The organism is Streptomyces sp. NPDC004126 (assembly GCF_050275515.1).
Lineage (GTDB): Bacteria > Actinomycetota > Actinomycetes > Streptomycetales > Streptomycetaceae > Streptomyces.
The window spans coordinates 101,483-116,533 of record NZ_JBNNPF010000023.1 but is presented as its reverse complement, the minus strand read 5'-3'; the positions used below and the strand labels follow the sequence as shown (position 1 = coordinate 116,533).

At 75.9% G+C, this 15,051-nt stretch carries 3 protein-coding genes; all 3 read left to right on the top strand.

Annotation, left to right across the window (positions count from 1 at the left end; genetic code table 11):
* The first annotated feature begins 88 nt into the window (after nucleotides 1-88).
* The 3 genes from ACQKM2_RS22465 to ACQKM2_RS22455 are packed head-to-tail and all read left to right on the top strand — an operon-like array spanning nucleotide 89 to nucleotide 15,047.
* The gene (locus ACQKM2_RS22465) at nucleotides 89-12,238 is read left to right on the top strand and encodes an SDR family NAD(P)-dependent oxidoreductase (RefSeq protein ID WP_427712256.1); all 12,150 of its coding nucleotides are present in this window, start codon (nucleotides 89-91) and stop codon (nucleotides 12,236-12,238) included.
* Nucleotides 12,238-13,473 carry a macrolide family glycosyltransferase gene (locus ACQKM2_RS22460; RefSeq protein ID WP_427712254.1) on the top strand — a complete coding sequence of 412 codons (1,236 nt, stop codon included), beginning with the start codon at nucleotides 12,238-12,240 and terminating at the stop codon, nucleotides 13,471-13,473. Before ACQKM2_RS22465 ends, ACQKM2_RS22460 begins: the two co-directional genes overlap by 1 nt.
* Nucleotides 13,470-15,047 carry an FAD-dependent monooxygenase gene (locus ACQKM2_RS22455; RefSeq protein ID WP_427712251.1) on the top strand — a complete coding sequence of 526 codons (1,578 nt, stop codon included), beginning with the start codon at nucleotides 13,470-13,472 and terminating at the stop codon, nucleotides 15,045-15,047. Before ACQKM2_RS22460 ends, ACQKM2_RS22455 begins: the two co-directional genes overlap by 4 nt.
* Nucleotides 15,048-15,051: the final 4 nt, after the last annotated feature.

Here is a 15,051-nt window from a genome sequence, read left to right as displayed (position 1 = left end):
CATAAACCTTTCTCCCGCACGGTAAGAGCATGGGGCTGGATCAATGCGGGCGATCGGATGCGGGGGACATGCAATGGGGGAGCACGCGGTGCGGGACGGCCTTCTCAGGCCCCTCTCGGAACTCCTCCGGGAGCACGCACGCGAGCGCGCCGACCGGCTCGCCCATTCCGACGGGACGCGCGGCGTCACCTACGGGGAACTGGCGGCCACGACCGGCAGGCTCGCCGGCCACCTCGCCGCCCTCGCCGCCGGCCGCGGCCGGCGCGTCCTCGTCCACCTGGGAAACCGGGTCGAGACCGTCGAGAGCTGCCTCGCCGCCACCCGCGCCGCCCTCGTCGCCGTACCGGTCAGCCCCCACGCGGGCGACGCCGAACTGAAGCACGTCCTCGACGACTCGCAGGCCGCCCTCGTCATCACCGACGCACACCGCCTCGCCCAGTACCGCCGCCTCGACGCGGTGGGACACGGCGTCCACTTCGTCGTCGTCACCGCACCGGGCGAGACCCCCGACAGCACCGGCGACAGCACCGGCGACGGCACCGGCGACGGCACAGGCGTCCACGACTACGCCCGGCTGTCCGCCACCGAACCGCCCGCGCCCGCCCCCGACGACCTCGCCCTCGACGAAGTCGCCTGGATGCTCTACACCTCCGGCACCACCGGCACCCCCAAGGGCGTCCTGTCCACCCAGCGCGCCGGCCTGTGGTCCGTCGCCGCCGGATACCCCTCCGTCCTCGGCATGACCGAGGACGACCGCCTGCTCTGGCCGCTGCCGCTGCACCACAGCTTCGCGTTCAACCTGTGCGTCCTCGGCGTCACCGCCACCGGAGCCTCGGCGCGGATCATGGCCGACTCCACGCCGGGCGAAGTGCTCGCCGAACTGCGCAGCACCCCCTACACCCTGATGGCCGCCGTCCCGACGCTCTGCCACCACCTCCTGGCCACCGCCGGCGAGGCCGAACCGGCCCTGACCGGACTGCGGGCGTTCCTGGTCGCCGGCGCCGTCACCGGCCCGGAACTCGGCGCACGCTTCGCCGACGCCTTCGGGGTCCCCCTGATCGACAGCTACGGCAGCACCGAGACCACCGGCGTCATCACCTGCAACCCGCTCACCGGACCGCGCGTCCCCGGCTCCTGCGGGCGCCCCGTCCCCGGCCTCGGCCTGCGCGTCGTCGACCCGGCCACCGGGCTCGACGTCCCCCGCGGCGACGAGGGCGAGATCCGCGTCGACAGCCCCAGCCTGATGCTCGGCTACCACCGCGACCCCGAGGCGACCGGAGCGGCCTTCCACGAAGGCTGGTACCGCACCGGAGACCTCGGACGCCTCGACGCCGACGGCTTCCTGACCATCACCGGACGGCTGAAGGAACTGATCATCCGCGGCGGCGAGAACATCCACCCCGCCGAGATCGAGGACGTGATCCGCGCCGGCGAGGACATCGCCGACGCCGCCGTCGTCGCCCGCCCCCACAGCGGCCTCGGCGAGGTCCCCGTCGCCTACGTGGTCCCCCGCGAAGGCCGGACCCTGTCGCCCGAGGACATCCTGACGCGCTGCCGGGAACGCCTCGCCTACTACAAGGTGCCCGTCGCCCTCCACCGCACCGCACACATCCCCCGGACCACCTCCGGCAAGATCGTCCGCCGGCTCGTCGGCACCGGCCCCGAACCCGCCAGGCTCCTCGCCGCCGGCACCACCCACCACGACCGGATCAGCCGCACCCTGCCCGGACCCGCGCCCGTACCCGCCTCCCTCCCCGCCGACGACACCACCACCCTCGCCGCCGGCCCCGTTCTGCTGCTCACCGCACCCGGCGAGGGCGACCGCGCCGACACCCTGGCCCGACACCTGACCGGCGCCCACCACTGCACCGGCGTCACCCGCGCGACCTGCGACCCGGCCGACGCCGAAGCGGTCGACCGGGCCCTCACCGGCTCCGACGCCCCCGCCGTGGTCCTGCTCGCCGCCGACACCCCCGGAGCGGTCTTCGACACCGCCGCACAGCGCCTGCGCGCCCAGGGCCGCACCGCGCTCTCCCTGACCGCCGCACCCGAGGTCACCGGCCACGAACTCCGCGAAGGCCTCGATGCCGCCCTGATCGAGGGCGAACCGGCCGTCCGCGTCCACCCCTTCGGCCGGGAACCGGCGGCGCCCCGCGCCACCACCACCGCCACCGAGGACCCCGAGCTGACCCGGCGGCTGACCGGGGAACTCCTGACGCTCAGCGACGCGGGCCGCGAACGGCGCCTGCTGCGCCTCGTCACCGACGCGATCACCGAAGTCCGCGGCGCCACTGCCTCCGCCTCCGGCTCGGACCCGCGCGAGCAGTCCCGGCCGCTCGGCTTCGACTCCATGGCCTCCGTACGCCTGTCGGCCCGGCTGGGCGCGGCCACCGGACTGCGGCTGCCCGCCGCACTGGCCTTCGACCACCCGAGCCCCGTCCTGCTCGCCCGGTTCCTGCACGGCGAGCTGCTCGGCCCGGCACCCGCGACCGCCGCCCAGGACCCGGTGGCGGACGCCGCCGATCCCGTGGTCGTGGTCGGCGCGGCCTGCCGGTTCCCCGGCGGCGTGGGCTCGCCCGAGGAACTCTGGCGCCTGGTCGCCTCGGGCACCGACGCGGTGGGCCCCTTCCCGCAGGACCGAGGCTGGGACCTGGACGGCCTCTTCGACGCCGACCCCGACGCACCCGGCACCACGTACACCCGCGAAGGCGGCTTCCTCGCCGGGGCCGCCGACTTCGACGCCGCCTTCTTCGGGATCTCCCCCCGCGAGGCCCTCGCCATGGACCCCCAGCAGCGGCTGCTGCTGGAGACCTCCTGGGAGCTGTTCGAACAGGCCGGCATCGACCCGGACTCCCTGCGCGGCACCCGCACCGGCGTCTTCGCCGGCCAGATGTACCACGACTACGCACCGCGGCTCGCCGGGGAGACCGGCCTCGACGGCTACCTGAGCACCGGCGGCGCGGGCAGCGTCCTGTCCGGGCGGCTGTCCTACTTCTACGGCTTCCAGGGCCCCGCCCTGACCGTGGACACGGCGTGCTCGTCCTCCCTCGTCGCCCTGCACCTCGCGGCGGAGTCCCTGCGCCGCGGCGAATGCTCACTGGCCCTGGCCGGCGGCGTCGCCCTGATGTCCACCCCGGCCTCCTTCGTCGACTTCAGCCGCCAGCGCGGCCTCGCCCCCGACGGCCGCTGCAAGCCCTTCGCGGCCGCCGCGGACGGCACGGCCTGGTCCGAGGGCGTCGGCATGCTCCTCGTCGAGCGGCTGTCGGACGCCCGCCGCAACGGCCACGAGGTCCTCGCCGTCCTCAAGGGCTCCGCCGTCAACCAGGACGGCGCCTCCAACGGCCTGTCCGCGCCCAACGGCCCCGCCCAGCAGCGCGTCATCCGCCAGGCCCTCGCCAACGCCGGCCTCACGGCCGACCAGGTCGACGCCGTCGAGGCGCACGGCACCGGCACCACCCTCGGCGACCCCATCGAGGCCCAGGCCCTCCTGGCCACCTACGGTCGGGACCGGGCGGAGGCCCGGCCGCTGTGGCTCGGCTCGGTCAAGTCGAACCTGGGCCACACCCAGGCCGCGGCGGGCATGGCCGGCGTCATCAAGATGGTCATGGCGATGCGCCACGGCCTCCTGCCCCGCACCCTGCACGTCGACGCCCCCACCCCGCACGTGGACTGGACGGCAGGAAGCGTCGAGCTGCTCGCCGAGGACGTCACCTGGCCGGAGACCGGCCGCCCGCGCCGCGCGGCCGTGTCCTCGTTCGGCATCAGCGGCACCAACGCCCACGTCATCCTGGAGGAAGCCCCGCGGCCCGTCACCGCGGAGGAGCCGGCACCGACGGCCCCTGCCCCCGCCCCCACGCCCGTATGGCTGCTGTCGGGCCGTGACGCGGACGCCGTCCGCGCCCAGGCGGGCCGGCTGCTGGAGCGGGTGACGGCCGACCCGGAGCCGGCCCCGGCCGACGTGGCCTTCTCGCTGGCTTCCTCGCGGGCCGCGCTGGGCAGTCGCGCGGCCGTGGTGGCCGGAGACCGTGCGGGTCTGCTGGCCGGGCTGGAAGCCCTGGCCGAGGGCCGCTCGGCGTCGGGCGTGGTCGAGGGCGCGGTGTCCGGTGGGAAGTCCGCGTTCCTGTTCTCGGGGCAGGGTGCTCAGCGTCCGGGGATGGGCCGTGGGCTGTACGAGGCGCAGCCGGTGTTCGCGGCGGCGTTCGACGAGGTGTGCGGTCACTTCGACTTCCCGCTGAAGGAGATCGTCTTCGGGGGAGGGGACGAGGTCCACCGCACCGAGTTCACCCAGCCCGCGCTGTTCGCCGTCGAGGTGGCGTTGTACCGGCTGCTGGAGTCCTACGGCGTCCGTCCGGACTTCGTGGCCGGGCATTCGATCGGTGAGATCGCCGCCGCGCACGTGGCCGGTGTGTTCTCCCTCGTGGATGCTGCGGCGCTGGTCCGCGCCCGTGGAGCGCTGATGGGTGCGCTGCCGGAGGGCGGGGCGATGGTGTCCGTCCAGGCGGCCGAGGACGAGGTCCGTCCGCTGCTGTCGGCGGATGTCGACATCGCTGCGGTCAACGGCCCGCAGTCCGTGGTGATTTCGGGTTCAGAGCAGGCCGTCCTGGCCGTGGCCGCGCAGCTGGCGGAGCAGGGCCGCAAGACCAAGCGGCTGACGGTCTCGCACGCCTTCCACTCGCCGCTGATGGAGCCGATGCTCGACGCGTTCCGCGAGGTCGCCGAATCCCTGGCCTACTCCGAGCCCGCGATCCCGGTCGTCTCCGCCCTCACCGGGGACGTGAGCTCGCCCGACTACTGGGTGCGGCACGTCCGTGAGGCCGTCCGCTTCCACGACGTGATGCGGCAGTTGGAAGCCGCCGGGGTCGACACCTACCTCGAACTCGGCCCGGACGCCGTCCTGACCGCCATGGGCCAGGCCTGCCTCGACGAACCCGCCGCCCTCCTGCCCCTCCTGCGCCGCGACCGCTCCGAGACGTTCACGCTGATGTCCGCCCTCGCGGGCGCCTTCGTCCGCGGCGTCGAGACCGAGTGGACGCGCCTCCTGCCCGGCCGCCGCGTCGACCTGCCCACGTACGCCTTCCAGCGGCAGCGCTACTGGCCCGCCGCACCCATGGCGGCCGCGGCCGGTCACGGCGACGCCGCCGACGACCTGCTCTACCGGGTGGTCTGGGAGCGGCTCGAAGACCCCTCCGACCCCTCTGCGACCGCCGCCCCCCTCGGCGGCTCCTGGCTGGTCGTCACCGACGCCGGCCACCCGGCCGCGTACGCCGACACGGTCATCGCCGCGCTGGCCGACCGGGGCGCCGACGTCGTGCCGCTGCCCCTGACCGCCGCCGAGCACGACCGGACCGCACTCGCCCGGCGGCTGGCCGAGAAGGTCCCGGCGGACGGCCTCTCCGGCGTGCTGTCCCTGCTCGACCCCGACGGCGCCGACGCCACGGCCGCCACCCTCGCCCTGCTCCAGGCCCTCGGCGACACCGGCCAGCCGGCCCCCCTGTGGGTCGCCACCCGCGGCGCGGTCTGCGTGGACGAGCGGGAGGACGGCCCCGTACGGCCCCGCCAGGCCCAGCTCTGGGGCCTGGGCCGGGTGGCCGCACTGGAAGCCCCCGCCGGCTGGGGCGGCCTCGTCGACCTGCCCGAACAGCTGGACGCCGACGCCCTGCGACGGCTCTGCGCCCTCCTCTCCGGAGCCGCCGACGAGGACGAGACCGCCCTGCGCCCCTCCGGCACCCACGCCCGCAGGCTGGTGCGGACCGGCTGGTCGGCGCCCGCCCGGGACTGGTCGCCGCGCGGCACCGTCCTGGTCACCGGCGGCACCGGAGCCCTCGGCGGCCACGTCGCCCGCCGGCTCGCCGAGGCCGGCGCCGACCACCTGCTGCTGGTCAGCCGGCGCGGCGCGGACGCCCCGGGCGCCGCGGAACTCGCCGACGGGCTGTCCGCGCTGGGCGCCCAGGTCACCCTCGCGGCCTGCGACGTCTCCGACGGGGACGCCCTCGCCGCGCTGCTCGCGGCCGTTCCCGCCGAACACCCGCTGACGGCCGTCGTACACACCGCCGGGGTCCTCGACGACGGCGTGCTCAGCGCCCTCACCCCCGCACAGCTCACCCGCGTACTCGCCGGCAAGACGGACGCCGCCCTCACCCTGGACCGGCTGACGCGCGGCCTCGACCTCGACGCGTTCGTCCTCTTCTCCTCGCTCGCCGGCGTCATCGGAGCGGCCGGACAGGCGAACTACGCCGCGGCGAACGCCGCCCTGGACGCCCTCGCCCAGCAGCGCCGCCGCGAAGGCCTGCCGGCCACCGCCGTCGCGTGGGGCGCCTGGGAAGGCGACGGCATGGCGGCGGCCGACGCCGTCGTCCGCGAGCGCATGCGCCGCACCGGCTTCCGCCCGATGAGCCCGAGCCGGGCCCTGCGCCTGCTGGAGGGCGCCATCCGCCACGGCGAGACGGCGGTCCTGGCCGCCGACATCGACTGGGACCGGTACGCGCAGGCCCACGGCCCGGCGGCACGGCGCCCCGTACTGCGGGCGCTCACCGGCACGGCGGCGCCCGCGCCGGCCACCGGCTTCGCCGCCACGCTGGCCGGCCGCGGCCCGGACGAGCAGCGCGCGGCCCTCGTCGGGCTGATCCGCGGACACGCCGCCGAACTGCTGATGCACCCGACGCCGGACGCCATCGCCCCCGAGCGGTCCTTCCGGCAGCTGGGCTTCGACTCGCTGGCCTCGGTGGAGCTGGCCGGCCGGCTCGGCGCCGTCACCGGGCTGCGCCTGCCCGCCTCCCTCGCGTTCGACTACCCCAGCCCGGTCGCGCTGGCCGAGTTCCTGCGCGGCGAGCTCGTCGGCTCGGCGCAGCAGGCCGTCGTGGCGGGCCCGGTCGCGGACGCCTCCGACCCCGTGGTGGTCGTCGGGGTGGCCTGCCGCTTCCCCGGCGGGGTGTCCTCGGCCGACGAGCTGTGGACCCTCCTCGCCGACGGCGCCGACGCGGTGGGCCCGTTCCCGCAGGACCGCGGCTGGGACCTGGCCAACCTGTTCGACGCCGACCCCGACGCGCCCGGGACCACGTACGCGACGGCCGGCGGCTTCCTGGAGGGCGTGGGCGACTTCGACGCCGGCTTCTTCGGGATCTCCCCGCGCGAGGCCCTCGCCATGGACCCCCAGCAGCGCCTGCTGCTGGAGACCTCCTGGGAGCTGTTCGAACAGGCGGGCGTCGACCCGGACTCGCTGCGCGGCAGCCGCACCGGCGTCTACATCGGCTCCAACGGCCAGGACTACACCGCCCTCGTGGCACGGTCCGCCGAAGACCTGGAGGGCTACCTCGGCACGGGTGGCGCCGCGAGCGTCGTCTCGGGCCGGATCGCGTACAGCTTCGGCTTCGAGGGGCCCGCGCTGACCGTCGACACGGCGTGCTCGTCCTCCCTCGTCGCCCTGCACCTCGCGGCGGAGGCGCTGCGGCGCGGCGAATGCGAGCTGGCGCTCGCCGGCGGCGTGACCGTCATGTCGACCCCGGACGCGTTCGTCGACTTCAGCCGCCAGCGCGGCCTGTCGCCGGACGGCCGCTGCCGGGCCTTCGCGGCGGCCGCCGACGGCACCGGCTGGTCCGAGGGCGTCGGCATGCTCCTGGTGGAGCGGCTGTCGGACGCCCGCCGCAACGGCCACGAGGTCCTCGCCGTCCTCAAGGGCTCCGCCGTCAACCAGGACGGCGCCTCCAACGGCCTGTCCGCGCCCAACGGCCCCGCCCAGCAGCGCGTCATCCGCCAGGCCCTCGCCAACGCCGGCCTGACGGCCGGACAGGTCGACGTGGTGGAGGCGCACGGCACCGGCACCCCGCTCGGCGACCCGATCGAGGCGCAGGCACTGCTGGCCACGTACGGGCAGGACCGCCCGGCGGAGCGCCCGCTGTGGCTGGGCTCCCTGAAGTCCAACCTGGGCCACACCCAGGCCGCGGCCGGCGTGGCCGGCGTGATCAAGATGGTGCTGGCGATGCGGCACGGCGTCGTACCGAAGACGCTGCACGTGGACGCCCCGACCCCGCACGTCGACTGGACGGCGGGCGAGGTGCGGCTGCTGACCGAACCGCTGGCCTGGACCCCGGCGGCGGAACCGCGCCGCGCGGCCGTGTCCTCGTTCGGCATCAGCGGCACCAACGCCCACGTCATCCTGGAGGAGGCACCGCGGCCCGTCACCGCGGAGGAGCCGGCACCGACGGCCCCCGCCCCCGCCCCCACGCCCGTATGGCTGCTGTCGGGCCGTGACGCGGACGCCGTCCGCGCCCAGGCGGGCCGGCTGCTGGAGCGGGTGACGGCCGACACCGGGGCCGACCTGACGGCCGTGGGCCGGTCCCTGGCCGTGAGCCGCAAGGCCTTCGAGCACCGCGCCGCCGTGGTCGCACAGGACCGGGACGAGACCCTGGCCGCCCTGGCCGCCCTGGCCGAAGAGGCCACCGACGCGGCCACCCCCGGCCGGACCGCGTTCCTCTTCACCGGCCAGGGAGCGCAGCGCCCGGGCATGGGCCGGGAACTGTACGACGCCCAGCCGGTGTTCGCGGCCGCCTTCGACGAGGTGTGCGGACACTTCGGCTTCCCGCTGAAGGAGATCGTCTTCGGCGAGGGCGAGGACGTCCACCGCACGGAGTTCACCCAGCCCGCGCTGTTCGCCGTCGAGGTGGCCCTCCACCGGCTGGCGGAGTCCCTGGGCCTGCGTCCCGACTTCCTGGCCGGCCACTCCGTCGGCGAGATCGCCGCCGCGCACGTCGCCGGTGTCCTCTCCCTGGCGGACGCCTCGGCACTGGTCCGCGCCCGCGGCGCCCTCATGGGCGCCCTGCCCGAGGGCGGGGCGATGGTGTCCGTCCAGGCGGCCGAGGACGAGGTCCGCCCGCTGCTGTCGGCGGATGTCGACATCGCGGCGGTCAACGGCCCGCGGTCAGTGGTGATCTCGGGTTCAGAGCAGGCCGTCCTGGCCGTGGCCGCGCAGCTGGCCGAGCAGGGCCGCAAGACCAAGCAGCTGACGGTCTCGCACGCCTTCCACTCGCCCCTCATGGAACCGATGCTCGACGCGTTCCGCGAGGTCGCCGAATCCCTGGCCTACTCCGAGCCCGTGATCCCGGTCGTCTCCACCCTCACCGGCACCCTCGCCGGCGCCGACGAGCTGACCTCGCCCGCCTACTGGGTGCGCCACGTCCGCGAGGCCGTCCGCTTCCACGACGCCGTCCGCCACCTGGAAGCCGCCGGGGTGCGCACGTACCTCGAACTCGGCCCCGACGCCGTCCTGACCGCCATGGCCCAGCAGTGCGTCACCGAGGCCGCCGCCGACGCGTCCGGCTTCGTCCCCCTGATGCGGCGCGGCAACGACCCCCGGCACACCGTCGCCGCCGCCCTGGCCGCACTGTTCGCCCGGGGCACCGACCCCGACTGGCCGGCGTACTTCGGCCCCGGCACGCGGGCACCCGAAGTGCCCGGGTACGCCTTCCGGCGGACCCGCCACTGGCCGCGCCCCCGCCCCGCCGGGGCGCACGGGGCCGCCGCGCACCCGCTGCTCACGGCCGTCCTCGACCGCGCCGACTCCGACGAGGTGGTCCTCTCCGGCCGCCTGTCGGCCCGTACGCACCCCTGGCTGGCCGACCACGTCGTGGGCGGCACGGTCATCGTGCCCGGGACCGCCTTCGTGGAGATGGCCCTGCGCGCCGGCCGGGAAGCCGGCTGCGACACCCTCGACGAGCTGACCGTCCTCGCCCCGCTGCGCCTGCCCGACACCGCCGTCGTCGACGTCCAGACGCTCCTGGCCCCCGCCGGTCCCGACGGGGAGCCCGGGTCCTGGACCGTGACCGTCCACGCACGGCCGGCCGACGCCCCCGACACGGCCTGGACCCTGCACGCGAGCGGGCTCCTCAGCGGCACCACGCCGTCCTCCGGCCCGTCCTCGGGCCCGTCCGCCGGGCCGCTCGTGTGGCCGCCGGCCGACGCCGAACCGGTCGAGGCGGGCGACACGTACGTCCGCGCCGCCGCCATGGGCTTCGACTACGGCCCGGCGTTCCAGGGCCTGAAGGCCGCCTGGCGCCGGGGCGACGAGATCTTCGCCGAGGTCGCCCTGCCCCCGGCGGACGCCGACGACGCCGCACGGTTCGCCTTCCACCCCGCGCTCTTCGACGCCGCCCTGCACACCGGCTTCATCGAGTCGCCCGGCGGGTCCGACGACTCCGGACGGCTGCCGTTCACCTGGCAGGGGATGACCCTCCACCGGGCCGGCGCCGCCACCGTACGGGTACACCTGACCCGGACCGACGCCGACACCCTGTCGCTGGAGATCACCGACGGGCTCGGCGAACCGGTCGCCTCGGTCGCCTCGCTGACCCTGCGCCGGATGCGCCCCGAGGACCTCGCGGGCGACACCGCCGCCCTGCTGGAGACCCACTGGCAGCCCCTGGACCCCGCCCCGGCCCCCACCGGCCCCTGCGTGCTCCTCGGGGACGGCCGGGCCGCAGGCACCGCCGTGCCGGCCTCCCTCGGCGGCGTACCCGTCACCGCCCACCCGGACCTGGAGGCACTGGAGCGGGCGGCCGACACCCCCGCGACGGTCCTGTACCTGCTGGACGCGTCCGAGCCCGCCGACCCGGACGACCCGGCCCGCCACGCCCGCGAGGCGTCCTGGCGGACCGCCGGCCTGCTGCGCCGGTGGACCGCGTCCCCGCTCGCGGAGACGGCCCGCCTCGTCCTGCTGGTCCCGGCGGGCGACCCGGCCGGCACCACCCGGGGAGCGGTCCGCGCACTGCTGCGCACCGCACAGGCCGAACACCCCGGGAAGTTCCTCGTCGTCGAGGTCGACGGGCAGCCGCAGTCCTGGAACGCGCTGCCGGGCGTCCTCGGCGCCGACGAGCGGGAGGCCGCCGTCCGCGACGGGCGGCTGCTCGCCCCCCGCCAGGTCCGCCGGCCCGAGACCGCGCCCGGCGCACCGGCCCCCGCCCGGCCCGCACCCGGATTCGCCGGGACCGTCCTGATCACCGGCGGCACCGGCGGCCTCGGCGCGGTCGTCGCCGAGCACCTCGTACGCCACCACGGCACCACCGACCTGCTGCTGCTCAGCCGCGGCGGCGCCACCGACCCGCGGGGCGGGGAAGTCGCCTCCGCCCTGCGCGGCCTCGGCGCCCGCGTGACCCTCGCCGCGTGCGACGTGGCCGACCGCGAAGCCCTGGCGGCCGTCCTGTCCGGCGTCTCGCCCGACCGCCCCCTGAAGGCGGTCGTCCACGCGGCGGGCGTCGTCGACGACGGGCTGCTCGCCACCCTGACGGAGGACCAGTTCGAACGGGTCATCCGGGTCAAGGCGGCCGGCGCCGTCGCGCTCCACGAACTGACCAAGGACTCCGGCCTCGACGCGTTCGTCCTGTTCTCGTCCGCGGCCGCCGTCATGGGCAGCCCCGGCCAGGCCAACTACGCCGCCGCCAACGGCTTCCTGGACGCCTTCGCCCACCACCGCCGCTCCCTCGGACTGCCCGCCCAGTCCCTCCAGTGGGGCCCCTGGGCCGAGGAACGCGGCATGGCCGGCCGGCTCGGCCCCGAGGCCGTCGCCCGGATGGCGCGCAACGGCACCGCACCCCTGGCCAACGAGGAGGCGCTCGCCCTGCTCGACGCGGCGCTGGCCCTGCCCGGCGTACCCAACCTGGTCGCCGCCCGCCCCGCGGCCGCCCCGGCCCGGACCGGGACGGCCAGGACCGCGGGCAGGCCGGCCGCCCCCGAGCGCGGCGCGTTCACCCGCAGGCTCGCCGGAGCCGACGCGGACACCCGCCGCAGGCTCCTCACCGACCTGGTGCGCACCCAGACCGGCTCCGTCCTCGGCCACGGCACGTCCGCCCACGTACCGGCGGAACGCTCCTTCCGGGAACTGGGACTGGATTCGCTGGCCGCCATCGAACTGCGCAACCGGCTCGGCGCGGAGACCGGCCTGCGGCTCTCACCGACGCTCGTCTTCGACCACCCCAGCCCGCTGGCACTGGCCGCCTTCCTGGACCTGGAACTGGCCCCCGCCCCCACTGCGGACCAGCCCGACCCGGCCGTGGTCCGCCGGCTCGACGACCTCACCGCCGGCCTGCGCACCACCGCACCCGACCCCGCCACCGCCCGCTACCTGGAGGACCGCCTGCGCGCCCTGCTCGCCGAGGTCGGCGGGCCGGTCCGGCCGCCGGCCGCGACCGACGTGGACGACGTCACCGACGAGGAGCTGTTCGACATTCTGAACGGAGAGATCGGCATCTGATGGCACACATCGCATTCTTCAGCGTGGCCGCCCACGGGCACGTGTCGCCCACCCTGGGCATCGTCGCCGAGCTGGTCTCGCGCGGCCACCGGGTCACCTACTTCACCACCGGGGCCTTCGAGGAGCAGCTCACCCGGCTCGGCGCGCAGGTGTGCCGCTACGACGTCGCCACCTCGCCCGGACAGTCGCCGCGCGCGTTCACCGAGAACGACCTGAGCGCCCTGCCCCTGTTCTTCCTGCACGGCAGCGCCGACCGGATCGCCCTCGCGGAGTCCTTCGTCGCCGCCGACCGCCCCGACCTCGTCGTGTACGACAACACGGTGCCGTTCGCCGGACGCGCCCTGGCCCGCAGATGGGGGGCGCGCGCCGTGCAGTTCTTCCCCTCCCTCGCCTCCAGCCGCTCCTGGGCGCTGATGGACGCCATGCTGGCCCGCACCGGCCGCTCCGCCTCCCACGAGGCCAACGGCGCGGAGTTCGACGCACGCCTCGCCGAGTTCCTGCACGGGGCCGGACTGGACGGGGTCCGGGCCGAGGAGTTCATGGACTTCGAGGAGGAACTCAACCTGGCCTTCCTGCCCAGGGAGTTCCAGCCCGAGGCGCACACCTTCGGCGGGCACTACCGCTTCGTCGGCCCCAGCCTGGGCGGCCGCGGGGCCGAGGGCACCTGGCGCCCCCGGGACCCGGACCGCCCGACGGTCTTCGCCTCCCTCGGCACGGTCTTCAACCGGGCCACGTCCTTCTACCGCACCTGCGTGGAGGCGTTCGCCGACAGCGGCCACCACCTGGTGCTGTCCATCGGGCAGCAGGCCGACCCGGCGGACCTCGGCACCCTGCCGCCGCACTGCGAGGTGCACCGCAGCGTCCCCCAGCTGTCCGTCCTCGGCCAGGCCGCCGCGTTCGTCACGCACGGCGGCATGGGCAGCACGATGGAAGCCCTGTCCTTCGGCACGCCGATGGTCGTCGTCCCGCAGATGGTCGAACAGGAGATCATCGCCGACCGCGTCGCCGAACTGGGCCTGGGCCTGCGCCTCGACCCGGCCGACGTCACCGCCGAACGCCTGCGGGCGGCCGTCGAAACCGTCACCGCCGACACCGGCACCGCCGCCGCGGCGGCCCGCTTCCGGCAGCTCGCCCACGACGCGGGCGGCGCCCCCGCCGCGGCCGCGGCCATCGAAGCACACCTGGCGGGCACCGGCACCGGCACCGCCGCACAGACGAAGGCGGCAGCGATATGACCGGGCAGAACGTCCTCATCGTCGGAGCGGGCGCCGTCGGCACCCTGCTCGCCTGCGACCTCCTCCAGCAGTCCGTGCCGGTGCGGATCGTCGACGCCAGACCCCCGCAGGAGGAGTACGACCCGCACTCCCGCGCCGTGATGATCTGGCCCCGCGTCCTGGAACTCCTGGAGAAGGTCGGCATCGCCGACGAACTCGTCTCCCGCGGGTTCCGGGCCGACGACGTCAGCTTCTTCTCCCGCGGACGCCGGCTCGGCACCGTACCGATGACGAAGCTGGGCGCCGCCCGCCCCTACGGCCTGGGCATCGTCCAGAGCGAGCTGGAAGTGCTGCTGCACCGCCGCCTCGCCGAACTCGGCGGCACCATCGAGTACGGGACCGAACTGACCGCGCTCGACACCTCCGGCCCGCACCCCGCAGCCACCCTGCGGCACGCCGACGGCCGCACCGAACAGGCCGGGGCCGACTGGCTGATCGGCGCCGACGGAGCCGGCAGCGTCACCCGCCGCCTCCTCGGCATCCCCTACCCCGGCGTGCCCTTCCCGCTCGGCATCGCGCTCGGCGACTTCCCCGTCACCGGGCCGCGCGTCTCCACCGTCGAGTACCACTACGCCGACAGCGGGCTGCTGCCGCTGGTCCACCTCCCCGACGGCGTCTGCCGGCTCGCCACCATCGTGGCTCCGGGGGAGACCGACTGGTCGGACCGCCCGCTGCCGGACTGGCAGCGGATGGTCGACGAGCGCACCAGCCTCCCCTACCGGCTCGGCGAACCCCTGTGGACCCGCACCTACCACCCGCGCCCCGGTGTCGCCGAACGCTTCCGCGAAGGCCGGGTCGTCCTGGTCGGCGACGCCGCCCACTCGGTGGTCCCCCTCGGCGGACAGGGCCTCAACCTCGGCCTCCAGGACGCCGTCAACCTCGGCTGGAAGCTCGCCGGCGTCGTCCACGGCGTCTGGGACGAGCGGATCGTCGACACGTACGACACCGAACGCCGCAAGGCCGTCGAGCAGGTCCGCACGGTCATCCGCACCGAGATGGAACTGTCCGGCGCCCCCACCGCACGGGACCGCCGCCTGCGGGACCTGAAGGTGGCCGCGGCCCACCGCACCGGCCTCCTGCGGCACGTCGCGGCCCCCCTGATGAGCCAGGTCGGCCTCGGCTACGCCGCCGGCGACGAACCGCTGTGGCGCTCGGTCCTGCACCGCAGGGCCCGCCCCGGGGACCGGCTGCCGTTCTTCCACCGGACCCGGCAGCACGCCGGGGCCCCCGTCCTCGACCAGCGGGACCACATCGCCCTGCTCTGGCCCGGCCGCCGGCCGGCCGCCGGCTGGCAGACCGTGGCGGACGGCGCCCGCCGCGTCCTCGGGGACCGCCTCCCCGTCCACGACCTCGCACGGCTGTCGCCGTCCGGACGCACCGCGCTCGGCCCGCTGTTCGGCAAGCAGCCGCTGATCGCCCTGGTCCGTCCCGACGGCCACCTGGCCCACCTCGCCGCCGCCCACCGGCCGGCCGAGTCCCTGGGCCACCTGGACCGGCTGGTGTCCCGGCCGCTGACCCCCTCGCGAAGCAGGTGAGCCC